This window comes from Roseivivax jejudonensis (genome assembly GCF_900172265.1).
Taxonomy (GTDB): Bacteria; Pseudomonadota; Alphaproteobacteria; order Rhodobacterales; family Rhodobacteraceae; genus Roseivivax; species Roseivivax jejudonensis.
In genome coordinates this window covers 255,671-280,180 of the sequence record NZ_FWFK01000002.1, presented here as the reverse complement: position 1 = coordinate 280,180, position 24,510 = coordinate 255,671, and the positions used below count along the sequence as shown (strand labels likewise).

Sequence of the window (24,510 nt, the reverse complement as noted above, 5' to 3'; positions counted from 1 at the left end):
GTCTCGGCCGGGCCGCAGGTGTCGCGATGGTTAACGTTTTTCTGAGTTCTTGGCCGCTCTTCTTCGGCATCCTTTTGTTGATGGTCGGCAACGGCCTGCAGGGCTCTTTGATGGGCGTGCGCGGCGGCGCGGCGGGGTTCTCGCCCTTCGTGATGTCGGTGGTGATCTCGGCCTATTTCCTCGGCTTCATGATCGCCTCGCGGATCACGCCCGAACTGATCCGGCGGGTGGGGCATGTCCGCGTCTTCGCGGCGCTCGGATCGCTCATTTCCGGCGCGCTCATCGTCTTTCCGATCATCGAGCATCCGTCTGTCTGGATCGCCATGCGCGTGCTGCTCGGTTTCGCGTTCTGCGGCGTTTACGTGACCTCGGAGAGCTGGATCAACAACGCGGCGAGCAACGACACCCGCGGGCAGTCGATGTCGCTCTACATGATCACGCAGATGGTCGGGATCATCGCGGCGCAGGCGCTTCTCGTGGTGCCGGATCCGTCCGGCTTCCTCTTGTTCATCATTCCCTCGGTTCTCGTCTCGATTTCCTTCGCGCCGATCCTTCTGGCGATTTCGCCGACGCCGGCCTTCGAGTCGACGAAGCCGATGAACATCCTCAAGCTGTTCCACACCTCGCCACTCGGGTTTGTCGGCATGTCGCTGATGGGCGCGGTTTTCGCGCTGCAGTTCGGCATGTCGGCGGTGTTCGCCACCGTGGCGGGGCTGACGCTGCAGCAGACCTCCATCTTCGTCGCGGCATTCTATGTCGGTGCGCTCATTTGCCAGTATCCGCTCGGCTGGCTGTCCGACCGGATGGACCGGCGCGTGCTGATCGCGGCGGTTGCCTGCGCGGGTGGGGTCGCTGGCCTCGCCGGGCTTGTGCTGTCCGACAGCTTCGTGGTTCTGGTCGGGGTCGCGGCGGTGATCGGGGGATCGGCCAACCCGCTCTATTCCTTGCTCATCGCCTACGTGAACGATTTTCTCGATGTCGAGGACATGGCCAGCGCCTCGGCGGGGCTGATGTTCGTGAACGGCGTCGGCGCCGTCGTCGGGCCGATCGTGACCGGCTGGCTGATGGGCGTTCTGGGCGCGCGTGGCTACTTCGTGCCGATCGCTGTGCCGATGCTGGCGTTGACCGGCTACGCGCTCTGGCGGATGACGCGGCGCCCGGCGCCGTCGGTCGACGAGACCGGGGCCTACACGTATTTCGCACCGACCGGCACGGTGGTGGCGATGGAATACGCACAAGAGGCCGCTATCGAGGCGGCAGAGGCCGAAACCGATGCCGAGTCGCTCGCGTCCGAGCGGGAGCCGGACACGGCCGCGTGATGCCCAAGCCCCTGTTTGGGGGTGAAATTATGGGGTCGCGGGAAACGGCCGTCCCGGAGTGTCGGAGAAAGGTGACGCATCGGAAACCCGTGAGCGGGTGACATGATTTGTGACTGTCGTTTCACGATCATGCGGGCTTTACTCGACGAATTGCGACGCGACCGGTGCGAGGAGGAGAGCAGTGCCCGGACCCGATGATATTCTGACGTTCTGGCTCGACGAGGTCGGGCCTGAAGGTTGGTACAAGCAAGACGCGGCGCTCGACGGCGAGATCCGCGACCGCTTTTCCGAGACACTCGAAGGCGCGATGCAGGGACGCTATGCGCTCTGGCTGACCTATCCGTCGGGTGCGCTCGCCTATATCGTTCTGCTCGATCAATTCTCGCGCAACATCTTCCGGGACGATCCGCGAGCCTTCGCGGCCGACCGGGTCGCGCTCGCCGCCTCGAAGCAGGCGGTGCATCGTGGCTGGGACATGAAAATCGACGAGCCCGCGCGGCAGTTCTTTTACCTGCCAATGATGCATGCCGAGAACCTCTGCGATCAGGAGCGGTGCGTCCGCCTCATCAAGGAGCGGATGCCGCAGAACGGCGCGCCGAATCTCCTGCATGCCCGCGCACACCGCGAGGTCGTGCGCCGGTTCGGCCGCTTCCCGCATCGCAACGCGGTGCTGGGCCGGGCGACCACCGAGGAGGAAGCGCGCTTTCTCGAGGAGGGCGGCTATGGCCGGGTCGTGCGCGAGGTGCAGGAACCTGCCTGACGCGCTCTCGGCCTGCAAGCCGCCAGCTCTCGCTGCGTCAACTCAGAGCCGGTTCAGCACCGCGCGCACCTTGGGCCACAGCCACTCGATGAGCGACGGGGCGCCGCGCGTGATGACCTGCGCGACGCGCCGCTCGAACGTGTCCTCGGTCACGCCGTAGCTGCGCCAGCTGCCGCCGTCGGCGGCCAGGTTCTGGTTCGGCGGCTGGAAGCGATCGATCGCCTTCGCAAAACGCGCCTCGGGCGTCTCGGCGGCCTCGAACTCCTCCCAGAGCGCGCGCATCTCGGTGGCCTGTGCCGCGGGCAGCAGCCCGAAGATCCGGTCGGCCGCGGCCGCCTCGCTCTCCGCCAGCGCGCCGGCGTCGCCGTCCGCAAAGATCGGCGCGTCGCCCGCGTCGATTTCAACGAGATCGTGCAAGAGCAGCATCCGCACCACTCGGTCGCGGTCCACCGGCGCCTCGGCGTGATCGGACAGGATCAGCGCGTAAAGCGCGACGTGCCAGGAATGCTCGGCGGAGTTTTCGGCCCGGGCGCCGCCTAGCGCGTGGGTCGCCCGCTCCACGCCTTTGAGCCGGTCCGCTTCGGCCAGGAACGCCATGCGGCGGTCCAGCGCATCGCTCACGCCGACGGCTCGTTCGATGGGGGTGTCGGCGCGTCGGTCACCGTGCCGGGGTCGGCCTGCCGCACGCGGTCGACAAGGAAGTTGCGGGCGCGACGCTCGGCGAGACGGACGCGCACCGCGGTCAGGAACGCCTCCTCGAGCGTGGTCGAGGCCGCGGCGAGCACTTCGGCCACCTCCATGAAGAGGCGTTCTTCGCCGAGCTTGTCCTGCGCCTCGAGCACGTCCCGCGCGAGGCCGTCGGCCAGTTCCTCGATATAGCCGCCCTGCGCCATGTCAGCGCGTGCTCTCGGTCAGGCGCCGCTTCACGTAATCGCTGACCGTCGAGATCATCGTCTCCATGTGCGGGCCTTCGAAGAAATGGCCCGAACCCTCGATCTCTTCGTGGCTGATCGTGATGCCCTTCTGCTCCTTCAGCTTGCCGACGAGCGCGGTGGTGTCGGCCGGCGGCGCCACGCGGTCCGCGGTACCGTTGATGATGAGGCCCGAGGACGGGCAGGGCGCAAGGAACGAGAAATCGTACATGTTTGCGGGCGGGGAGGCCGAGATGAATCCGGTGATCTCGGGCCGGCGCATCAGAAGCTGCATGCCGATCCACGCGCCGAAGGAAAAGCCGGCAACCCAGCAATGTTTCGAGTTGGCGTTCATCGACTGCAGGTAGTCGAGCGCCGATGCCGCGTCCGACAGCTCGCCCACACCCTGGTCGTACTCGCCCTGGCTGCGGCCCACGCCGCGGAAGTTGAAGCGCAGGACGGTAAAGCCCATCTGGTGAAAGGCATAATGAAGGTTGTAGACCACCTTGTTGTTCATCGTCCCGCCGAATTGGGGATGCGGATGCAGCACGATGGCGATGGGGGCGTCGCGGTCCTTCTGCGGGTGATAGCGTCCTTCGAGGCGGCCTTCGGGGCCGGGGAAAATCACCTCGGGCATGGTCGGAGCGGCTCCTTCGCGTCGCGATGCGTGGCGACGGATTGTTGACTCGATCCGTCAGCCTCTTTAGAACTATTCTAAATCCTCCGGCGGGCGGCCGGGCGGCGTCCGAGGCAGATACGCATTTGCCCCGGCAAGGTCAATTACCGCCGCGAGATCCGCGGCGGAACGCGGCGGCGCGGTTTGGAGTGGAGGCAGCGGGATGAAGCTCAGCACGAAGGGTAGGTACGCGATGGTCGCGCTCGTCGATCTCGCGCTGCAGCCGCCCGATACGCTGGTGACGCTAGGCGACATCTCTCGCCGTCAGGACGTTTCTCTGCCGTACCTGGAGCAGCTGTTCGTCAAGCTTCGGAGGGCGAAACTCGTGGCCTCCGTGCGCGGTCCGGGCGGAGGGTATCGCCTCGCGCGGCCGTCTTCGGAGATCCGCGTCGCGGATGTGCTCGCCGCGGTCGACGAAACGGTGGACGCCATGCACAAGGGCGCCGGTGCCTCTGGCGGGACGTCTGGATCCAAGGCGCAATCGCTGTCCAATCGCCTATGGCAGGGCCTTTCGGCGCATGTCTACGTCTTCCTGCATCAGACGCGGCTGTCGGACGTGGCGAGCAATGCGCTGGTGCCGTGCCCGGCCGTCCCGGCGATCTTCGACGTGGTGGACGAGGCATGATCCGGCACGCGGCGCATTATAATCGCAGCGCATGCGGATCGATGGCACGTGCGCCGGCCGCGAGGGCAGGGGCGCGATGGTAAGCCGGACCTATCTCGACTGGAACGCGACGGCCCCGCTCAGGCCCGAGGCACGGGCGGCGATGCTCGAGGCGATGGACGCGGCCGGCAATCCGTCCTCGGTTCATGCCGAGGGACGTGCGGCCAAGCGCATCGTGGAGACGGCGCGCGCACAAGTCGCGGCGGCCTTCGGGGCCGACGGCGCCGACGTGGTCTTCGTTTCGGGTGCGACAGAAGCGGCGGCGCTGGCCTGCGCCGGGCGCGGGCTGGTGGGCGCTGCGATCGAACACGACGCGGTGGCGGCCTGGATCGACCCGGCGCTGCCGGTCGACCGCAGCGGCCATGTCAGCGTCGATGACCCGGGCCGCACCGCCCTGCAGGCGGCCAATTCCGAGACGGGGATCGTGCAGGACCTGCCTCAGGGCCTTGCCGTCGTGGATGCGACGCAGGCGCTCGGCAAGCTGCCGCTCGCGTTCAACTGGATGGGCGCGGGGATGGCGCTCGTCTCCGCGCACAAGATCGGCGGACCGAAGGGGATCGGCGCGCTCGTCATGCGTCGGGGCACCGACCTCGCCGCGCAGATCCGCGGCGGCGGGCAGGAGATGGGTCGGCGGTCCGGCACGGAGAACGTGATCGGGATCGCGGGCTTCGGCGCCGCGGCGGAGGCTGCGGCGCGCGATCTCGACGCCGGGACGTGGTCGCAGGTCGAAAAACTTAGAAACATTCTAGAAGAGAGCATTGCAGCCCGGGCCCCCGAGACTATTTTTGTTGGGAATGGCGGACGGCGCCTGCCGAACACGAGTTGCTTCGCGGTGCCCGGCTGGAAGGGTGAGACGCAGGTGATGCAGATGGACCTTGCCGGGTTCGCGATCAGCGCGGGAAGCGCCTGCTCCAGCGGGAAGGTGCGCGAGAGCCGCGTGCTCGGCGCCATGGGCCACGATGCGGCGACTGCCGCGGGGGCGATCCGCGTGAGCCTCGGGCCCGACACGGTCGAGGACGATGTGCTTCGCTTCGCTGCGGCATGGGGCAAGCAATACGAGAAGTTTCGCGCGAAGGCCGCCTGACGCGGACATCGCGAGCAACGTCCGGGCCGACGAGGATCGCGGCCCGGAACGAAGATCGAAAGACAGCGCCGCGTTGCGGCGCACCGCTTACGGGCCGCCGTCGCGGCGAATGGAACACGCGCCGCGCCGGCGCCAGACGAGCAAGGTCGCGACCTGCGGCCGGGCGATCAGGAGAGGACGACATGGCAGCTCTGGACCAGACCGAAGTCAAAGAGGGCGTCGACCAGGAAACCGTCGACAAGGTCCGCAATCTCGGCGGCAAGTACAAATACGGCTGGGAAACCGAGATCGAGATGGACTACGCGCCGAAGGGCCTGTCGCCCGACATCGTGCGCCTGATCTCGGAAAAGAACGAAGAGCCCGAGTGGATGACGGAGTGGCGGCTCAGCGCCTACGAGCGCTGGCTGCAGAAGGCCGAACCCGACTGGGCTATGCTGCAGATCCCGCAGATCGACTTCCAGGAACAGTACTACTACGCGCGTCCCAAGAGCATGGCAGAGAAGCCGAAGTCGCTCGATGACGTCGATCCCAAGCTGCTCGAGACATACGAGAAGCTCGGCATCCCGCTGAAGGAGCAGATGATCCTCGCGGGTGTCGAAGGCGCCGATGCCGCGCCCGCCGAGGCGCGCACCGGTGGCGGCGAAGAGCGCCGCGTGGCCGTGGACGCGGTGTTCGACAGCGTGTCGGTCGGCACCACCTTCCAGAAGGAGCTGGAGCAGGCGGGCGTCATTTTCTGCTCGATCTCCGAGGCGATCCGCGACCATCCCGAGCTGGTACAGAAGTATCTTGGTTCGGTCGTGCCGGTCAGCGACAACTACTACGCCACGCTGAACTCGGCGGTGTTCTCGGACGGGTCGTTCGTTTACGTGCCGCCGGGCGTTCGCTGCCCGATGGAGCTGTCGACCTATTTCCGGATCAACGCCGAGAATACCGGCCAGTTCGAACGGACGCTGATCATCGCCGACAAGGGCGCCTACGTGTCCTACCTTGAGGGCTGCACCGCGCCCCAGCGCGACACCGCACAGCTTCACGCGGCGGTGGTCGAGATCATCGCCGAGGAAGACGCGGAGGTGAAGTATTCGACGGTGCAGAACTGGTTCCCCGGCGACGAGGAAGGTCGCGGCGGGATCTACAACTTCGTCACCAAGCGCGCGGATTGCCGTGGCGACCGGTCGAAGGTGATGTGGACGCAGGTCGAGACGGGCTCTTCGGTGACGTGGAAGTATCCGTCCTGCATCCTCCGCGGCGACGACAGCCAGGGCGAGTTCTACTCGATCGCGATCACCAACAACCATCAGCAAGCCGATACCGGCACGAAGATGGTGCACCTTGGCAAGAACACCCGCTCGCGGATCGTGTCGAAGGGCATCTCGGCCGGACAGGCGCAGAATACCTATCGCGGCCTCGTTTCGATGCATCCCAAGGCGAAGAATTCGCGCAACTACACCCAGTGCGACTCGCTCCTGATCGGCGACAAGTGCGGGGCACACACGGTCCCGTATATCGAGGTGAAGAACAACTCGAGCCGGGTCGAGCACGAGGCCACGACCTCCAAGGTCGACGACGACCAGATGTTCTATTGCCGCCAGCGTGGCCTCGACGAAGAAGAGGCCGTGGCGCTGATCGTCAACGGCTTCGCCAAGGAGGTGCTGCAGGCCCTGCCGATGGAGTTCGCGATGGAAGCGCAGCAGCTCGTGGCGATCTCTCTCGAGGGCTCGGTGGGCTGACGCCGCCATGATGTCGCCGCGCGACACGCTTCGATCGGCGCAGCGACCGGGGTCGCGGCTCCTTGCCGCGCCCGGTCCTGCTCCGGGCGTGTCGCGTCTCCTGCCGGTTGATCCGTGCGATGCAGGTGGAGCAACGCCATGAAACCCGCGATGCTGATCCAGGCAGCCCTGACGGGCATCTTTTGTGTCGTGTTCTCGGTCGCCGTGGCCGTCCTGACCGATGCGCTGTCGTTCGGCACGGTCCTGTTGCTCAGTTTCGTCTCGGGCGCGGGCGGATCGCTCTTTGCCCAGACAGTCCTGCGCGGGCGCCGGCCGACACGTGGGGCCATCCCATGATCGTTACGACGACGCATAGCATCGAAGGTCACCGGATCACCGACTACCGAGATGTCGTCGTCGGCGAGGCGATCATGGGGGCGAACGTGTTTCGCGACTTCTTCGCGCAGGTCACGGACATCGTCGGCGGCCGGTCGGGCGCCTACGAGGCCAAGCTGCGGGACGCGCGCGAGGCGGCGTTCGAGGCGCTGCGCGACGAGGCCCGACGCGTCGGCGGCAACGCCGTCGTCGGGATCGATATCGATTACGAAGTCGTGGGGGACTCCATGCTCATGGTGTCCGTCTCGGGCACGGCGGTGGTGATCGAATGACCAGCGGAATCCATGGCAGAGGCGCCGGCCAATGTCCGGAGCGCCGGATCCTCGCGGCTCGCTGCGAACCGGGCGAAGCATGATGTCAGTGCGTGCCGAAACCACAGAACGCGACGCGGCCCCGGTCCGGCCCGAGCTGACTCTGCCGGAGGCGGAGGCGGCGCTCCTGAGGGCGGAATACGAGCGCGCCGGCGTGATCCTCGAATACGGCTCGGGCGGCTCCACCGTGCTGGCTGCCGAACTTTCCGGTCGAACGGTCACGACGGTCGAGTCGGATGGCCACTGGGCGGACATGATGCGTGCGTGGTTCGACGCCCACCCGCCGGCCGAACACAGCACGGTCGACATCGTGCATGTCGACATCGGGCCCACGCGCGATTGGGGGCACCCGGTCGACGACAGCGGCTGGCGCGACTTCTCGCGCTATCCGCTCGAGGTCTGGGACCGACCCGGGTTTCGCACGCCCGACGTCGTCCTGGTCGATGGGCGGTTCCGCCTGGGATGTGCGCTCGCGACGGCGTTCCTGACCGATCGCCCGGTGACGCTGCTCTTCGACGACTACGGGCCGCGCACGCACTACCACCGCATCGAGCCGTTTCTCGGTGCCCCGAAGATGACCGGCCGCATGGCCCGGTTCGAAATCACCCCGCAGCCCGTGCCGCCGGCCCGGTTGCTGCGGATCATCCAGATGATGCAGCGGCCCTGACGGGCGACCTGCGCAAGACAGCCGAAAGAGGACACACATGCTCGAGATCAAGAACCTGCACGTCAAACTCGAGGAAGAGGACAAGGCGATCCTGAAGGGCGTCGACCTGACCGTCGAGGCCGGCAAGGTCCACGCGATCATGGGCCCCAACGGCTCCGGCAAATCGACGCTGAGCTATGTCCTGTCCGGTCGGGACGGCTACGAGGTGACCGACGGCTCCGCGACGCTCGAAGGCGAGGACGTCCTCGGGCTCGAACCCGAGGAGCGCGCGGCCGCCGGCCTGTTCCTCGCGTTCCAGTACCCCGTCGAGATTCCCGGCGTGGGCAACATGACATTCCTGCGCTCGGCGGTGAACGCGCAGCGCAAGGCCCGTGGCCAAGAGGAAATGTCCTCGAGTGATTTCCTAAAGGAAATCAGGGCGAAGGCGAAGGATCTTCAGATCGGTCAGGAGATGCTGAAGCGTCCGGTGAACGTCGGCTTCTCGGGCGGTGAGAAGAAGCGCAACGAGATCCTGCAGATGGCGATGCTCGAGCCGCGGCTGTGCATTCTCGACGAGACCGATTCCGGGCTCGACGTCGACGCGATGAAGCTGGTGGCCGAGGGCGTCAACGCGCTGCGCTCGCCCGATCGCGGCTTCCTCGTCATCACGCACTACCAGCGGCTTCTCGACCACATCGTGCCGGATGTCGTGCACATCATGTCGAACGGCCGGATCGTGAAGACCGGCGGGCCCGAGCTGGCACGCGAGGTCGAGGCGAACGGGTATGCCGACTTCAAGGAGACGGTGTAATGGCGCTTCTCAAACCAAAGGCACCCGAACCGCGTGCGCTCGAGATCGCCGAGGCCCGGATCGACGCGCTCACGCTGCCCGAGGGCGGCTGGGCCGAGCCCGCGCGCCGGGACGCGCTGGCACGGTTGCGCGCCGACGGCCTGCCCATCCGCCGCGACGAATACTGGAAATACACCAAGCCGGACACGCTGACCGCGCCGGAGGCGCCGGAGGCAGCGACGTTCGATGCGGGCGAGCCGCCGGTCTTCGACGCGTTCGACCGCTTGAAGATCGTGTTCGTCGACGGCGTGTTCGACGCCGAAGCGTCCGACGACCTTGCCCTCGAGGGTGTGGAGATCGAACGTCTGGCGGACAGCCGCGCTGACATTCACTGGGCCAAGGACGTCTACGGCCAGCTCGAGGCGCGGGGTCAGTCGCCGGTGAAGCGTCCGCTCGCCACGCTCAACACGGCGTTCGCGTCCGACGGCATCCTGGTGCGCGTGACGGGCAAGCCCTCGAAGCCGCTGAGCCTGATTTATCACCACGAGGCAACGCGTTCCGACGCGATCCTTCATCACGTCGTGAAGGTCGAGGAGGGCGCCGAGGTCACGCTTCTGGAAAGCGGACCGGCCGCCGCGCGGTTCAACAAGTGCATGGAAGTCGAGGTCGCCGATACCGGCACGTTCCGTCACATCCGGGCCCAAGGCCGCGACCATGAGCGGCGTGCCGTGACGCACATCTTCGGTCGGCTCGGCCGGGAATCGGTGTTCCAGTCCTTCACGCTCACGGCGAACGGCGTGCTCACACGCAACGAGGTCGTGCTCGAGCTGACCGGCGACAATGCGATCGCGCATGTCGCGGGCGCCTGCATGGGCGACGGCGACTTTCACCACGACGACACCGTCTTCATCACGCATGATGCGGTGAACTGCGAAAGCCGGCAAGTCTTCAAGAAGGTCCTGCGCAACGGCGCGGTCGGCGTGTTCCAGGGCAAGATTCTGGTCGAGCCCGGCGCGCAGAAAACCGATGGCTACCAGATTTCGCAGTCGCTGCTGCTCGATGACGACAGCACGTTCCAGGCGAAGCCGGAGCTCGAGATCTACGCCGACGACGTGGCGTGCTCGCACGGGTCGACCTCGGGCGCGATCGACGAAGAGGCGCTGTTCTACCTGCGCTCTCGAGGCATCGGTGAGGCCGAGGCGACCAACTATCTGACGCTCGCCTTCCTCGCAGAGGCGGTTCAGGAGATCGCCGACGAGGATCTGCAGGCAGAGATCGTCGAGCGCATCTCCGCCTGGCTGTTCCGCCGGCAGGCTCGCTGAGGACGGCTTGGCGGTCACGACAGATATCGCGGCCACCTACCGGGGGCCGGGTGCGGTTATGCGGCGCCTTCTCGCCATGGGCCAGCGCGAGGATCGCGCGCTCGCCATGGCGATGGGTGCATGTTTCTTGACGTTTCTGTCGTCGCTGCCGCGCCTCGCGCGCGAGGCGCATCTGACAGAGACCAGCCTCGACCAGATGCTGGGCGGGGCACTGATGGGCTGGATCTTCATCGCGCCGCTCGGGCTCTATGCCATCGCCGCGCTCAGCCACCTCGTCGCCAAGGCGGTCGGCGGGCGCGGTGACTGGTATGGCGCGCGTCTCGCGCTGTTCTGGAGCTTTCTTGCCTCGACGCCGCTCATCCTGTTGAACGGTCTCGTCGCGGGCCTGGTGGGGCCGGGCGCGGGCCTCACGTTGGTCGGTGTCGCCTGGTGCGCCATCTTCGCGTGGTTCTGGCTGCGAAGCCTCAAGATCGCCGAGGAGGGCGCATGACGGTCAACGGGTTTCTCTCGCTCGCCTGGCAGAGCGTGGTCGCGCCGCGCGAGGTCGCCCGGATGCTGCTGTCGCTGCGACTGTCGGGCGACGTCGTCGGCACGGGGTTCGCGCTTGTCGTGGTGCTCCAGACCGCGTTGGTGACGCTGTCGGCACAGATCGTGCCGCCCGATCCGTCCATCGCGCCGCTCCTGAGCCAGCCGTTCCTTTTTGCGGCGGGCCTCGCGGTCGTGCTGGTGATCCTGACGCTGGCGCTGACATGGGCGGGGCGCGGCCTCGGTGGCGTGGCGCGACTTCGCGACGTGGGTCTGCTTGTTGTCTGGGTCCAGGGACTCGATGTCCTGGTGCAGGTGCTCCTGACGATCCTCGCGCCGCTGGTGCCGCCGATCGCGGCGCTGGTGTCGCTGGCCGCGACCGGGGTGGGCCTCTGGATTCTTCTCAATTTCCTCGCCGAGGCGCAGGGCTTCGAGGGTGTCGGCAAGGCCGCGCTCGCCCTGCTCGTGGCGGTCACGGGGCTCGCACTCGGGCTTGCGCTGATCGTCACGCTGTCCGGCGCAACCGTGGAGGCGGTGTGACATGTACGACGTGAACGAGGTCCGGCGCGACTTTCCGATCCTGTCGCGCGAGGTGAACGGCAAGCCGCTGGTCTATCTCGACAACGGCGCGTCCGCGCAAAAACCGCAGGTGGTGATCGACGCGGTCACGCGCGCCTACGCCGAGGAATATTCGAACGTTCACAGGGGCCTGCACTACCTTTCGAACCTCGCTACCGAGAAGTACGAGGCGGTGCGCGGCATCGTTGCGCGTTTCCTCGGGGCGGCGCACGAGGACGAGATCGTTTTGAACACCGGCACGACCGAGGGCATCAACCTCGTCGCCTACGGCTGGGCCATGCCGCGGATGCAGGAGGGTGACGAGATCGTCCTGTCCACGATGGAGCATCACGCGAACATCGTGCCGTGGCACTTCCTGCGCGAACGGCAGGGGATCAAGCTCGTCTGGGTCGATCCGGAACTCGATGGCTCGCTCGATCCGCAAAAGGTGATCGACGCGATCGGGCCCAAGACCAAGCTGGTCGCGATCACCCAGCTGTCCAACGTCCTGGGCACCGTGGTGGACGTGAAGACAATATCCCAGGCCGCGCGCGAAAAGGGCGTTGCGGTTCTCGTGGACGGCAGCCAATCTGCCGTGCACATGCCTGTCGACGTCACCGATCTCGGTGTCGATTTCTTCGCGGTGACCGGTCACAAACTCTATGGCCCGAGCGGCTCGGGTGCGATCTACATCGCGCGCGAGCGGATGGCCGAGATGCGGCCCTTCATGGGTGGCGGTGACATGATCCGCGAGGTGCACAAGGACGAGGTCACCTGGAACGACCCGCCGATGAAGTTCGAGGCCGGGACGCCCGGCATCGTCCAGACCATCGGGCTCGGTGTCGCGCTCGAGTACATGATGGACCTCGGCATGGAGAACATCGCCGCGCACGAGGCTCAGGTCGCCGCATACGCGCGCACACGGCTCGACGGGATGAACTGGTTGCAGGTTCAGGGCAAGGCTCCGGGCAAGGCCGCGATCTTCTCGTTTTCGCTCGACGGCGCGGCCCACGCGCACGACATCTCGACAATTCTCGACAAGAAGGGCGTCGCGGTCCGCGCCGGCCATCACTGCGCCGGACCGCTGATGGATCACCTCGGGGTGTCGGCGACCTGTCGCGCCTCCTTCGGCCTCTACAACACCGAGGCCGAGGTGGACGTTCTGGTGGAGGCGCTCGAACTGGCGCACGAGCTCTTCGCCTGAGGCTGGCCCTTCACCATGACGGCTGGTAGCGTCCCGCGCAGTAACACGGACAACGCGCGGGGCCCCTCCACATGACAGCCGTCACCGAAGCGGACGAGATTTCCGCAATCGCCTTCGGCTTCATGGGGTCGAAGGCGCTTTTCGTTGCGCTGGACCACGAGATCTTCACGCACCTGTCGAACGGTGACGCCGATGTCGATGATATCGCGTCGAAAACCGGCCTTCATCGCGATCGGGTCGAGACCCTGCTGACGGCGCTGGCCGGGCTCGGGCTGCTGACCGTGGAGGACGGGCGCTTCGCGAACGCGCCGGGGGCCGAGGCTTTTCTCGTGCGCGGCGCCAAGTACGATTTCGGCGACTACCTGAGGCTTCAGGTCGGGCGGCAGATGTATGGCCTGATCCATCAATTGGGCGCGGCGATCTCCGGCAACATGCCGGCCGGGGCGACGGCCTCATACGAGGAATGGTTTTCGGACGCTGCCGAGGCGCGGCTCTACTCGGAAAGCCAGCATGCCGGTTCGCTCGGTCCCGCGCGTCAGCTGACCCGAAAGGTCGATCTGACCGGAGCGCGCCGCCTGCTCGATGTGGGCGGTGGCACAGGCGCGTTCGCGATCACGCTGTGCCAGTCCTTCCCGGACCTGACAGCGACGGTGGTGGACTTTCCGAACGTCTCGGCACTCGGCCGCGCGTATGCGGCCGATGCCGGTCTTGCGGATCGCATCGCCTTCGTCGACGGCAATGCGCTCGCGGCCGACTGGCCGGACGGGCAGGACATCGTGCTGATGTCCTATCTGCTTTCGGGCGTCCCCGGCGACGATCACGCCCGTCTCCTCGAACGCGCGTACGCGCATCTCGCGCCCGGCGGGCGCCTTCTGGTGCACGATTTCGTGGTCTCGGCGGATCGGTCCGGCCCGCGGCTGGCGGCGCTCTGGCAACTGCAGCACACCGCCTTCACGCCCGAGGCGCGCTCGCTCGACTCCGACGGGCTCGGGCGCCTGCTCGAAGCGGCGGGGTTCGTCGAGGTCGAAGTGATGGAGATGATCCCGGAGATGACGAAACTGGCCGTCGCGCGCCGTCCGACCTAGCGCATCCGGCATTTTGCGGCACCCCGGCCGCCAGGGCCGAGGTGCCGCGCCCGCACGCGGAGAGAGGCGAGACCCGAGGGGTGGCGGGTCACACTAGGGGCTTTTCACCCGCGCACGAGAAACTGTTACAGCGGTGCCGATCTCTTGGCTGGCGGACCGGCCCATCGGGACACTCGGGCTCTTAATCCGACCGAATCATCCTTCCCGTCCCAACAATATCAAAGCGTGATTCGAAAAACAGTTTTGACATGTAATCAGAACATGGAAACACTACCATGAGGCGAAACATATGTCGCGAAAAAAGTGTGTCCGCGCACGCGCTTTGTGATCCGGCCCGGAGCAGCGTCACCCGAACCGGGTTGCGTCCGCAACGTGCAGCGTTTACTCACCGCTCCAAGGCACCCGTAGCTCAGCTGGATAGAGCGCTGCCCTCCGAAGGCAGAGGCCAAAGGTTCGAATCCTTTCGGGTGCGCCATTTCCCGCATCGCAATGTAGACGGAGACTGGCCGCGCGCCCGGAAAAGTCTTGCTCTTTGCCGTCATGCGCTGGATGGCTCTTGAGGTCATGAAGACCCCGCGAAGCGCCCAGACGCCGAAAAAGCTCGATGACGCCGCCCGCGCGGCCTGGCTGGCCTATGTCGCCGGCAAGACGCAGGACGAGATCGCGCGACTCCTCGGGGTCTCGCGGCAATCGGCGCAGCGGCTGGTGTCGCAGGCAATGCAGGCGGGCCTGGTCAAGGTGCGCATCGATCACCCGATCTCGACCTGCCTCGATCTGTCCGCACGGCTGCAGGACCGCTTCGGGCTCGCGCTGTGCGAGGTCGTGCCCGCGCTGTCGTCCGAGGCCGAGGCAGGTCAGGCCGTCGCTCATCGCCTCGCCGACCTGATCGAGGACCGCCTGTCGGCCGAGGCGCCGGTCACGCTCGGCATCGGCACCGGCCGGACCCTGCGCGCAGCTGTCGAGCACCTGCCGCGGATCGATTGCCCGCAGCATCGCATCGTGTCACTCACCGGCAACGTCGCGCCCGACGGGTCCACGTCGTATTACAACGTGCTGTTCACGCTGGGCGAAAAGGTGACCGCTCAGACGTTCCCGCTTCCGGTTCCGGTGATTGCCTCCACGCAGAGCGAACGCGATGCTCTGCTCGGCCAGTCCACGCTCGCGCCGGCGCTGCGTCTCGCGCACGGGGCCCAGTTCCGGATCATGGGAATCGGTACGATGGATTCGGCGGCGCCGATTCTGCGCGACGGGTTCGTCGACGATGCCACGCTCACACGGGTGCGCGGCAAGGGAGCGGTGGGCGAGATCTTCGGCTTTCCCTTCGACGGCGAGGGCGCACTGATCGACGACGAGGTGACCGGGCGGGTCTGTTCCGTCGCACTGACGACCGAGTCCGCGGTCGAGCGTATCGCCGCCGCCCATGGCCGGTCGAAGGTGCCCGCGCTGCGTGCCGCGATCGCCGGGCGACTCATCTCCGGCCTCATCACCGACGAGAACACGGCGGCATCCCTGCTCGGGCCCTGAGCGCCGCCGCGCGCAATCTTTCTTGATTTTCCAGACCGTTGCGGCGCGGCTTCAGGCACGGCCGATCTTTGCTATTGACCTTCGATCGCGGAAAGTGAGTAAATGCCCGAGAGCAGAGCAATTGCTCGAAAGGGAGGACTCATGACGACTTTGACCCGCGCCCTTCTGGGCGCCACAGCGCTGTGCACGGCCGCCGGCCTCGCGGCAGCGCAGGACGATTCCGTGACCTTGACGATCGCCACCGTGAACAATGGCGACATGATCCGGATGCAGGGCCTCACCGGCGATTTCAACGAACAGCACCCGAACATCGAACTTGAATGGGTCACGCTCGAAGAGAACGTGCTGCGCCAGCGCGTGACGCAGGATGTCGCGACATCGGGCGGGCAGTTCGACGTGATGACGATCGGCACCTACGAGGTCCCGATCTGGGGCGAGCAGGGCTGGCTCGTGCCGCTCGAGGGCATGCCCGAGGACTGGAACCCTGAAGACTTCCTGCCTTCGATCGCAGACGGCCTGTCGGTCGATGGCACGCTCTACGCCGCGCCGTTCTACGGTGAAAGCTCGATGGTGATGTATCGCACCGACCTCATGGAAGAGGCCGGGCTCGAGATGCCCGAAGAGCCGACCTGGGCGGATATCGAGGACGCTGCCGCGGCGATGACCGACAAGGACAACGAGATCTACGGCATCTGCCTGCGCGGCAAGCCGGGCTGGGGCGAAAACATGGCCTTCCTCACGGCGATGTCGAACTCGTTCGGCGCGCGCTGGTTCAATGAGGATTGGCAGCCGCAGTTCGACAGCGAGGCGTGGAACGAGACCTTCACCACCTATCTCGACCTGATGAACAACTACGGGCCGCCGGGCGCGGCCTCGAACGGCTTCAACGAGAACCTCGCTCTGTTCCAGCAGGGCAAGTGCGGCATGTGGATCGACGCGACGGTCGCGGCGTCCTTCGTGACCAACCCCGACGAAAGCCAGGTGGCCGACAGCGTCGGCTTCGCGCTCGCACCCAACAAGGACGGGGTGGAGAAGAAGGGCAACTGGCTCTGGGCATGGTCGCTCGGCATCCCGTCCGGCACCGACGCCGAGGACGCGGCCAAGACCTTCATCGCTTGGGCGACGGGGCGGGGCTACACCGAGCTCGTGGCCGAGACCGAAGGCTGGGCCAACGTTCCGCCGGGCACGCGCACGTCGCTCTACGAGAACGAGGAGTACCTCGCCGCAGCGCCCTTCGCCGAGACGACGCTCCAGTCGATCGAGGCCGCCGACCCGACCAACCCGACGGTCGATCCGGTGCCCTATACCGGCGTGCAGTTCGTGGCGATCCCCGAGTTCCAGGGCATCGGCACCGCGGTGGGTCAGGCTCTGTCTGCAGCGCTCGCCGGCCAGACCGATGCCGAACAGGCGCTCGAGCAGGCGCAGCAGATCACCACGCGCGAGATGACGCGGGCGGGATACATCCAGTAACCCGCCTCCTCCCGGAAGGCCGGGGCAGCCAGTGCGCCTGACTGCCCCGGCCGACCCCCGCATCGTCCGATAAGGTTCGCCATGGCCACGCAGCACTCGCGCGCCGCCGCGCGCGTCATGATCGCGCCATCCGTCATCCTGCTTCTGGCGTGGATGCTGGTGCCGCTCCTGATGACGCTCTACTTCTCGTTCCTGCGCTACAACCTGCTGATGCCGGGCGCGAACCCCTTCGTGGGCTTCGAGAACTACACCTACTTCCTGTCCGACCCCGCGTTCCAGACGGCCATCGTGAACACGCTGCTGCTCGTGGGCGGCGTTCTCGTCATCACCGTGGTGGGCGGAATAGCGGTCGCAACCCTCCTCGATCAGCCGATGTGGGGAACCGGCCTCGTGCGGATCATGGTGATCTCGCCCTTCTTCGTGATGCCCACGGTGTCCGCGCTGGTCTGGAAGAACATGTTCATGAATCCGGTGAACGGGCTCTTCGCCTGGATCGCCGACGTGCTCGGGATGGCGGCGTTCGACTTCCTGACGCAGGCCCCGCTCGCCTCGATCATCGGGATCGTGAGCTGGCAATGGCTGCCCTTCGCCACGCTGATCCTGCTGACGGCGATGCAGTCGCTCGACAGCGAACAGCTCGAAGCTGCCGAGATGGACGGCGCCTCGGCCTGGGCGCGCTTCTGGCACATCAAGCTGCCGCACCTCGCGCGGGCGATCACCGTCGTCGTTCTGATCCAGACGATCTTCCTGCTGTCCATTTTCGCCGAGATCCTGGTGACCACCAATGGCGGGCCCGGCACGGCGTCGACCAACCTGACCTACCTCGTTTACGCCGAAAGCCTCCTGCGCTTCGACGTTGGAACCGGCTCGGCCGGGGGTGTCGTCGCCATCATCCTCGCCAACATCGTCGCGATCTTCCTGATGCGGATGATCGGCAAGAACCTCGATGCGTGAGGCCCGACCGATGACCGACCCTGCCGCCCGCGCGCCATCCTCCGATTGCGCCCCCGGCTTCTTCTTGGCGGAAATACTCCCGCCGGAGGCATCCGACACCGCCACGGGCGCCCCACGTCCGACCCGGCGCACACGCCGCCCGAATGCGAGGACCTGACCCATGGCCCGTGCCGTCCCGACCCGCGTCAAGGCCCGCAACACGGCCATCGCGTGGATCATCGCGATCCTGATCTTCTTCCCGATCCTCTGGACCGTGCTGACCAGCTTCAAGACCGAGGCGACGGCGATCGCCGACCCGCCGGTCTTCGTCAACTTCCAGTGGACGCTCGAGAACTACGTGACGGTGCAGGAGCGGTCGAACTACTTCCGGCACTTCCTGAACTCGGTCGTGATCTCCGTGGGCTCCACGCTGATCGGTCTCGCGATCGCGATCCCGGCGGCCTGGGCGATGGCTTTCGTGCCCGGCAGGCAGACCAAGAACGTGCTGATGTGGATGCTCTCCACCAAGATGCTGCCGCCGGTGGGCGTGCTGGTGCCGCTCTATCTGATCTTCCGCGACTGGGGTCTGCTCGACACCCGCGTCGGCCTGATCTTCGTGCTGACGATGATCAACCTGCCGATCATCGTGTGGATGCTCTACACCTATTTCCGCGAGATCCCGGGCGACATCCTCGAAGCCGCGCGGATGGACGGGGCGACGCTGCGCTCCGAGGTCACCTACGTGCTCCTGCCGATGGCCGTGCCCGGCATCGCCTCGACCCTCCTGCTCAATATCATCCTCGCGTGGAACGAGGCGTTCTGGACGCTGAACCTGACCGCGGCCAACGCCGCGCCGCTCACCGCCTTCATCGCGAGCTATTCGTCGCCCGAGGGGCTCTTCTACGCCAAGCTCTCGGCCGCCTCGACGATGGCCATCGCGCCGATCCTCATCATGGGCTGGTTCAGCCAGAAGCAGCTCGTCCGTGGCCTCACCTTCGGCGCCGTCAAGTAAGGAACGCAACGCATGGGACGCATCACGCTCGACAAGGTGCAGAAGAGCTTCGGCGACGTGGAGGTCATCCCGCCGCTGGATCTCGAGATCGAGGACGGCGAATTCGTGGTCTTCGTCGGCCCCTCCGGCTGCGGCAAGTCCACGCTGCTTCGGCTGATCGCGGGGCTCGAGGACGTCACCGGCGGGGACATCACCATCGACGGCACGCCGGCCACCGACCTGCCGCCGGCAAAGCGCCGGCTGGCGATGGTGTTCCAGTCCTACGCGCTCTATCCCCACATGAGCGTGCGCAAGAACATCGCGTTCCCGATGAAGATGGCCGGCATCCCGCAGGACGAGCAGGCCAGGCGGATCGACAACGCCGCCCGGGTCCTGAACCTGACCGACTATCTCGACCGTCGGCCCGGCCAGCTGTCGGGCGGCCAGCGCCAGCGCGTCGCCATCGGCCGCGCCATCGTGCGCGAACCGGCGGCGTTCCTGTTCGACGAGCCGCTGTCCAACCTCGACGCTGCGCTGCGCGTGGGCATGCGGCTCGAGATCTCCGAGTTGCACAAGCGCCTGGCCACGACGATGATCTACGTCACCCACGACCAGGTCGAGGCGATGACCATGGCCGACAAGATCGTGGTGCTGCGCGCGGGCCATATCGAGCAGGTGGGCTCGCCCCTCGAGCTCTACCGTACCCCGCGCAACCTCTTCGTCGCCGGGTTCATCGGCTCGCCCCGGATGAACTTCATCGACGGCGAGGATGCGAGCAGCCGTGGTGCCCACACGATCGGCGTGCGCCCCGAGCACCTTGCCGTGTCTGACAGCGACGGCGTCTGGAGGGGAACCGTCGGGGTGGCCGAGCACCTCGGTTCCGACACGTTCTTCCACGTTCATTTCGACGGCCGGGACGAGCCGATCACGGTCCGGGCGACCGGCGAGGTCGCGCTTAAGCACGGCGATACCGTCTGGCTCACCCCGGACGAGGACCGCATCCACCGCTTCGATCAGCAGGGTCTCAGGATCTGATGCGACTGGAGGGCAAGACCGCGCTCATCACCGGGGCGGCCCGGGGCATCGGCCGTGCCTTCGCCGAGGCATACGTGCGCGAGGGCGCGCGCGTCGCGATCGCGGACATCGACATCGCCCGGGCCGAGTCGACCGCGGCCGAGATCGGCGGGGCCGCAATCGCCGTCGCGCTCGATGTCACCGACCAGGAGTCGATCGATCGCGCCGTGGACGACACGGTCGCGCGGCTCGGCCACATCGACATCCTGATCAACAACGCCGCGCTCTTCACAGCCGCGCCGATCGCCGAGATCGACCGCGCGGACTATGTCCGCACCTTCGACGTGAACGTGGCGGGCACGCTCTTCACCCTGCAGGCGGTCGCGCGCCACATGGTCGCGCGCGGGCAGGGCGGCCGGATCATCAACATGGCCAGCCAGGCCGGCCGGCGCGGCGAACCGCTCGTCGCGGTCTATTGCGCGACGAAGGCGGCGGTCATTTCGCTCACGCAGTCCGCGGGGCTGAACCTGATCCCGCACGGCATCAACGTGAACGCGATCGCGCCCGGCGTGGTCGACGGCGAACACTGGGACGGCGTCGATGCGTTCTTCGCGAAATACGAAGGCAAGGCGCCCGGCCAGAAGAAACGCGAGGTCGGAGAGGCCGTGCCGTTCGGTCGCATGGGCGTGGCCGAGGACCTCACCGGCATGGCGGTGTTTCTCGCCACCGACGAGGCGCGGTACATCGTGGCGCAAACCTACAACGTGGACGGCGGACAGTGGATGAGCTGATGGCGACGCACCTTTCCCTTGCGACCCTCGACGACCTTCCCGAGCCTGTCGGCCGGCCGGGCTATGCGCGCGCAGACCTCTCGGCCGGCATCGTGCATTTTGGCGTCGGGAACTTTCACCGCGCGCACCAGATCGCCTATCTCGACCGGCTGTTCTCGACCGGACGGGGCCGCGAATTTGCCGTCGTTGGCGCCGGCGTCATGGCCGGCGATGCCGCCGCGCGCGACACGCTCGCGGCGCAGGACTGGCTGTCGACGCTGGTCGAACAATCGGCCGAGGCCTCCGCCGCGCGCGTCACCGGCGTGATGATCGATTACCTGCCGGCAGCCGACCAGGTGGCGATCTGCGCCCGCATGGCCGAGCCCGATATCAGAATCGTGTCGCTGACGATCACCGAGGGCGGATATTTCCTCGATGCAGAGGGCCATTTCGACGGTGCGCACCCGGCAATGACGACCGACGCGGCCGCGCCTGATGCGCCGGCGACCGTGTTCGGCATGATCCTGAAGGCGCTGCGGCTACGTCGCGACGCGGGCCTTCCGCCGTTCACCGTGATGTCCTGTGACAACATCCCTCACAATGGACGCGTGACCCGTGACACGCTTTGCGGGCTCGCCGCGATGTCCGACGCCGACTTCGCCGACTGGGTGCGGACGTCGGTGGCGATGCCCAACGGCATGGTCGACCGCATCACTCCCGCGACATCGGAGCGCGAGCGCCGGATGCTCCGCGACGATCACGGCGTCGCCGATGGCTGGCCCGTCTTCGCCGAGGATTTCATCCAGTGGGTGCTGGAGGACGACTTCCCCCAGGGCCGGCCACCGCTCGAGGACGTCGGGGTCGAGTTCGTCGACGACGTGACCCCGTTCGAGGCGATGAAGATCCGGATCCTCAACGGAGGGCACGCGCTCATCGCCTACCCGGCGGGCCTGCTCGGGGTCCATTTCGTGCACGAGGCGATGGAGACCGACCTCGTCGCGCGCTTCCTCGACAAAGTGGAGCGCGAGGAGATCCTGCCCGGAGTGCCACCGGTGCCGAACACAGACACCGCCGTCTATCTCGAGACGATCAAGTCGCGTTTCGCCAACCCCAAGATCGGCGACACGGTGCGGCGGCTCTGCTTCGACGGATCGAACCGGCAACCGAAATTCATCCTGCCTTCGCTGGCAGACGCGCTCGAACGGGGCGGTCCGGTCGATGGGCTGGCGCTTGCCTGCGCGCTCTGGTGCCGATACTGCGCCGGGACAACCGACGCCGGCGCGGAGATCGCCGCGAACGATCCCGCATGGGACACGCTCCGCCCGGTCGCGCTCGACGCGCGGACCCGGCCCGAGGTCTGGCTCGACCAGCGCGCGATCTACGGGGCGCTCGGTCAAGATCCGCGGTTGCGCGCACGGTTCGCCGCATGGCTCGACCGGCTCTGGTCCGATGGTACCGAGGCGACGCTGCGCGCCTACCTGGAGGATTGAGCGATCGCCGCATGCGGCCCCTCGCTGGTGATCTTCGACTGCGACGGCGTGCTCGTCGACAGCGAACCGATTGCCGTCGCCGTCCTGTCGGAAACCATGCGGGCCGCCGGCCTCTCGCTCACGCTCGAGGATGTGTACGCGCGGTTTCTCGGCCGGTCGCTCGGCGCGATCCGCACCGACCTCGCCGAAGCCGACGGTCTGGTGCTGACCGATCCGCAGCTCGCGGCGATGCGCCTGCGACTCGCCGAACGTTTCATGGCAGAGCTACGGCCGATCGCCGGGGTGGCGGATGCGGTGCAGGCGATCGGCGCCCCCGTCTGCGTGGCGTCCTCCAGCCAGCCGGAGCGGCTCGCTCTCGCGCTCGGCGTCACCGGCCTCGCACCACTTTTCGGCGGACGGGTGTTCAGCGCGACCGAGGTGGCGGCCGGCAAGCCCGCGCCCGATCTCTTCCTGCATGCGGCCGCGCGCATGAACGCGAACCCGGCCGCTGCTGTGGTTGTCGAGGACAGTCCGGCCGGTGTCCGCGCGGCACGCGCCGCAGGCATGTCGGTGATCGGCTTCGCCGGCGGCGGGCACGCCGGCCCGGCGCAATTGTCGCGGACGCTGGCCGCGCTCGGGCCCGACGCGCTGATCGACGACATGTCCGCGCTCGGTCCGGCCATCACCGAGCTGACGGGGCGTTGAAACCGTGTCCCGCCCGAGACCTCTGCACCCGTTGCGGTGCTGGCGCACGGGATCATGCGGTGCCATGATCTCCGCATGACCGACCGCCCCTTCGCCCGACCCGCACCGCCGTGCCGTCCCGCCTGACCGAGGGGCCGCTCTATTGCGGCGTCGATGCCGGCACCGCGAGCGTGCGCGCCGGGATCTTCGACGCGTCGGGGGCGATGCTGTCGCGGGCGGTCTGCCCGGTCGCCGTTCACGATCTGCCCGGACGACGGGCCGAGGCCGCCTCGACCGAGATCTGGCAAGCGGCCGCGCGCGCCGTCCGTGAGGCCCGCGCGATCGCGGACGTGCCGGCCGCCGCCGTGGCCGGGCTCGCCTTCGACGCGACCTGTTCGCTGGTCCTCGCCGACACGACGGGCGCTCCGCTGGCGCTCGGGCCCGAGGGGCGCGACGTCATCCTGTGGTACGACCACCGCGCGACGGAGGAAGCCGCGCTCTGCACCGCGACGGCGCATCCGGTGCTGGAAACGCTCGGCGGGGCGATGTCGCCCGAGATGCAGACGCCGAAGCTCCTCTGGCTGAAGCGCCGGCGCCCCGATCTCTGGGCGCGTCTCGGTGGCGCGTGGGACCTGACCGACTGGCTGGGGCACATGGCCACGGGGCAGGGCGCACGCTCGCGCAACACGCTCGCCGCCAAGTGGGCGCATGTCGCGCCCGCCGACGCGATCCCGCCGGATTTTCTCGCCGCGCTCGATCTCGCCGACATGCCGGCGCGGGCCGGGCTGGGGCAGGGCGTGATCGCGCCGGGCGCACGGCTCGGCGCATTGCGCGCCAGCGCCGCCGAGGCGCTGGACCTTGCGCCCGGGATACCGGTCGCCGCCGGGTTGGTCGACGCCTTCGCCGGCGCGCTCGCGATGTTGGGCGGTCTCGACACCCGGGCTCGCACGCGCAGCGCGGCGCTCGTCGCCGGCACGTCGAGTTGTATCATGGTGATCGGTGACGCGCATTGGCGCGCCAAGGGCGTCTGGGGGCCATATGCCGACGCGATCCTGCCCGGCCGTGTCGTGCACGAGGGCGGGCAGTCGGCCACGGGCGCGCTGCTCGACGATGTGCTCGCGCGCTGTCCCGGGCTCGACCATGTGGGGGCGCAGGCTCTCGCCGAGGCGGGTCTTGCCGCCGAGGGCCCGGGCTTCGGCGGAGAGATCGACGTGCTGCCGGACGTGAACGGCAACCGTACGCCCTTCGCCGATCCGGATCTGGGCGCGATCTTCTGCGGCATCACGCTCGATCGTTCGCCCGAAGGCACCGCACGTCTGTACTGGCGCGCGGCGGTCGGCAGTGCGCTCGGGCTGCGTCAGATCGTCGAGCATCTGCGCGCCGCCGGCCCGCCGATCGAGGCGCTGTACGTCACCGGTGGGCACGCGCGGTCGGCGCTGCTGATGCAGCTTCTCGCCGATGCCACCGGCTGCGACGTGCGCGTCGCCGAGGGATGCGACGGCGTCCTCCTCGGAGCGGCGATCGCCGCCGCGGCACCGGGACGCGACCTTGCCGCCACCGCGCAGGCCATGCAGCCCTCGTGGCGTCGGTTCACGCCCCGAGCCGCCGCCGCGCGCCGGCTCGCGCTCGACAACACGGTCTTTCTCCGGCTGCAGTCCGAACGTGCCGCCATCGGTGCGCTCAAGCGCGGCTGACCGG

The 24,510-nt window shown here is 67.4% G+C and carries 26 protein-coding genes and 1 tRNA gene; 24 read left to right on the top strand and 3 right to left on the bottom strand.

All coding sequences use genetic code 11. The features are described from left to right. Window positions 1–26: 26 nt before the first annotated feature. Both ROJ8625_RS06385 and ROJ8625_RS06380 read left to right on the top strand, forming a co-directional pair. Window positions 27–1,319, top strand: coding sequence for an MFS transporter (locus tag ROJ8625_RS06385; RefSeq protein ID WP_085791045.1), 1,293 nt, complete (start codon window positions 27–29; stop codon window positions 1,317–1,319). Between the two features lie 181 nt (window positions 1,320–1,500). Then, window positions 1,501–2,079 (top strand): DUF924 family protein, encoded by a 579-nt coding sequence (locus ROJ8625_RS06380; RefSeq protein ID WP_085791044.1) that lies wholly within the window; start codon window positions 1,501–1,503, stop codon window positions 2,077–2,079. A 42-nt stretch (window positions 2,080–2,121) separates the two neighbouring features. Here the strand turns inward: ROJ8625_RS06380 and ROJ8625_RS06375 are convergent, their stop codons facing one another. The 3 genes from ROJ8625_RS06375 to ROJ8625_RS06365 are packed head-to-tail and all read right to left on the bottom strand — an operon-like array spanning window position 2,122 to window position 3,627. Further along, window positions 2,122–2,700, bottom strand: coding sequence for an HD domain-containing protein (locus ROJ8625_RS06375; RefSeq protein ID WP_085791043.1), 579 nt, complete (start codon window positions 2,698–2,700; stop codon window positions 2,122–2,124). Further along, window positions 2,697–2,972 (bottom strand): hypothetical protein, encoded by a 276-nt coding sequence (locus tag ROJ8625_RS06370; protein WP_085791042.1) that lies wholly within the window; start codon window positions 2,970–2,972, stop codon window positions 2,697–2,699. Before ROJ8625_RS06370 ends, ROJ8625_RS06375 begins: the two co-directional genes overlap by 4 nt. Before the next feature lies 1 nt (window position 2,973). Next, a complete protein-coding gene (locus ROJ8625_RS06365) occupies window positions 2,974–3,627 on the bottom strand; it encodes an alpha/beta hydrolase (protein WP_085791041.1) in 654 nt (217 codons plus the stop codon). A 202-nt stretch (window positions 3,628–3,829) separates the two neighbouring features. On the opposite strand from ROJ8625_RS06365, the gene iscR reads away from it, so the two are divergent. The 22 genes from iscR (at window position 3,830) to ROJ8625_RS06255 (ending at window position 24,506) form a co-directional block, all read left to right on the top strand. Then, entirely contained in the window at window positions 3,830–4,291 is a 462-nt protein-coding gene (gene iscR, locus ROJ8625_RS06360) for a Fe-S cluster assembly transcriptional regulator IscR (RefSeq protein WP_085791040.1), read from the top strand. A gap of 76 nt (window positions 4,292–4,367) precedes the next feature. After that, window positions 4,368–5,414 carry a cysteine desulfurase family protein gene (locus ROJ8625_RS06355; protein WP_085791347.1) on the top strand — a complete coding sequence of 349 codons (1,047 nt, stop codon included), beginning with the start codon at window positions 4,368–4,370 and terminating at the stop codon, window positions 5,412–5,414. A 182-nt stretch (window positions 5,415–5,596) separates the two neighbouring features. Next, window positions 5,597–7,141: a Fe-S cluster assembly protein SufB gene (gene sufB / locus ROJ8625_RS06350; RefSeq protein ID WP_085791039.1), complete on the top strand. Its 1,545-nt coding sequence runs from the start codon at window positions 5,597–5,599 to the stop codon at window positions 7,139–7,141. Window positions 7,142–7,279: 138 nt separating this feature from the next. Further along, entirely contained in the window at window positions 7,280–7,477 is a 198-nt protein-coding gene (locus ROJ8625_RS06345) for a hypothetical protein (protein WP_085791038.1), read from the top strand. Next, window positions 7,474–7,788, top strand: coding sequence for a heavy metal-binding domain-containing protein (locus tag ROJ8625_RS06340; RefSeq protein WP_085791037.1), 315 nt, complete (start codon window positions 7,474–7,476; stop codon window positions 7,786–7,788). The genes ROJ8625_RS06345 and ROJ8625_RS06340 overlap by 4 nt, the downstream gene beginning before the upstream one ends. A gap of 82 nt (window positions 7,789–7,870) precedes the next feature. Continuing rightward, entirely contained in the window at window positions 7,871–8,494 is a 624-nt protein-coding gene (locus ROJ8625_RS06335) for a hypothetical protein (protein WP_085791346.1), read from the top strand. 37 nt (window positions 8,495–8,531) lie between these two features. Next, window positions 8,532–9,284, top strand: a complete 753-nt coding sequence (gene sufC, locus ROJ8625_RS06330) for a Fe-S cluster assembly ATPase SufC (protein WP_085791036.1) — start codon at window positions 8,532–8,534, stop codon at window positions 9,282–9,284. Further along, complete coding sequence (locus ROJ8625_RS06325; RefSeq protein WP_085791035.1) at window positions 9,284–10,585, top strand: SufB/SufD family protein; 1,302 nt, start codon at window positions 9,284–9,286, stop codon at window positions 10,583–10,585. The genes sufC and ROJ8625_RS06325 overlap by 1 nt, the downstream gene beginning before the upstream one ends. 7 nt (window positions 10,586–10,592) lie before the next feature. Further along, on the top strand, window positions 10,593–11,075 hold the full coding sequence (locus ROJ8625_RS06320) for a YIP1 family protein (RefSeq protein ID WP_085791034.1): 483 nt from the start codon (window positions 10,593–10,595) through the stop codon (window positions 11,073–11,075). Next, window positions 11,072–11,650 carry a YIP1 family protein gene (locus tag ROJ8625_RS06315; protein WP_085791033.1) on the top strand — a complete coding sequence of 193 codons (579 nt, stop codon included), beginning with the start codon at window positions 11,072–11,074 and terminating at the stop codon, window positions 11,648–11,650. Before ROJ8625_RS06320 ends, ROJ8625_RS06315 begins: the two co-directional genes overlap by 4 nt. Window position 11,651: 1 nt before the next feature. Beyond that, on the top strand, window positions 11,652–12,872 hold the full coding sequence (locus ROJ8625_RS06310) for a cysteine desulfurase (protein WP_085791032.1): 1,221 nt from the start codon (window positions 11,652–11,654) through the stop codon (window positions 12,870–12,872). A gap of 71 nt (window positions 12,873–12,943) precedes the next feature. Beyond that, window positions 12,944–13,957, top strand: a complete 1,014-nt coding sequence (locus ROJ8625_RS06305; RefSeq protein WP_085791031.1) for a methyltransferase — start codon at window positions 12,944–12,946, stop codon at window positions 13,955–13,957. A 398-nt stretch (window positions 13,958–14,355) separates the two neighbouring features. Further along, a tRNA-Arg gene (locus ROJ8625_RS06300) sits at window positions 14,356–14,432 on the top strand. A gap of 89 nt (window positions 14,433–14,521) precedes the next feature. Continuing rightward, window positions 14,522–15,481: a sugar-binding transcriptional regulator gene (locus tag ROJ8625_RS06295; protein ID WP_085791345.1), complete on the top strand. Its 960-nt coding sequence runs from the start codon at window positions 14,522–14,524 to the stop codon at window positions 15,479–15,481. A 141-nt stretch (window positions 15,482–15,622) separates the two neighbouring features. After that, window positions 15,623–16,951 carry an ABC transporter substrate-binding protein gene (locus ROJ8625_RS06290; RefSeq protein WP_085791030.1) on the top strand — a complete coding sequence of 443 codons (1,329 nt, stop codon included), beginning with the start codon at window positions 15,623–15,625 and terminating at the stop codon, window positions 16,949–16,951. Between the two features lie 81 nt (window positions 16,952–17,032). Then, window positions 17,033–17,905, top strand: a complete 873-nt coding sequence (locus ROJ8625_RS06285; protein WP_085791029.1) for a carbohydrate ABC transporter permease — start codon at window positions 17,033–17,035, stop codon at window positions 17,903–17,905. A gap of 160 nt (window positions 17,906–18,065) precedes the next feature. Then, window positions 18,066–18,896: a carbohydrate ABC transporter permease gene (locus tag ROJ8625_RS06280; protein WP_085791028.1), complete on the top strand. Its 831-nt coding sequence runs from the start codon at window positions 18,066–18,068 to the stop codon at window positions 18,894–18,896. Window positions 18,897–18,908: 12 nt separating this feature from the next. Beyond that, window positions 18,909–19,910, top strand: coding sequence for an ABC transporter ATP-binding protein (locus tag ROJ8625_RS06275; protein ID WP_085791027.1), 1,002 nt, complete (start codon window positions 18,909–18,911; stop codon window positions 19,908–19,910). Next, window positions 19,907–20,680, top strand: a complete 774-nt coding sequence (locus ROJ8625_RS06270; protein ID WP_085791026.1) for an L-iditol 2-dehydrogenase — start codon at window positions 19,907–19,909, stop codon at window positions 20,678–20,680. Before ROJ8625_RS06275 ends, ROJ8625_RS06270 begins: the two co-directional genes overlap by 4 nt. Next, complete coding sequence (locus ROJ8625_RS06265) at window positions 20,680–22,149, top strand: mannitol dehydrogenase family protein (RefSeq protein ID WP_085791025.1); 1,470 nt, start codon at window positions 20,680–20,682, stop codon at window positions 22,147–22,149. Before ROJ8625_RS06270 ends, ROJ8625_RS06265 begins: the two co-directional genes overlap by 1 nt. A 27-nt stretch (window positions 22,150–22,176) precedes the next feature. After that, on the top strand, window positions 22,177–22,833 hold the full coding sequence (locus tag ROJ8625_RS06260; protein ID WP_234984182.1) for an HAD-IA family hydrolase: 657 nt from the start codon (window positions 22,177–22,179) through the stop codon (window positions 22,831–22,833). A 110-nt stretch (window positions 22,834–22,943) separates the two neighbouring features. Then, window positions 22,944–24,506, top strand: coding sequence for an FGGY-family carbohydrate kinase (locus ROJ8625_RS06255; RefSeq protein ID WP_085791023.1), 1,563 nt, complete (start codon window positions 22,944–22,946; stop codon window positions 24,504–24,506). Window positions 24,507–24,510: the final 4 nt, after the last annotated feature.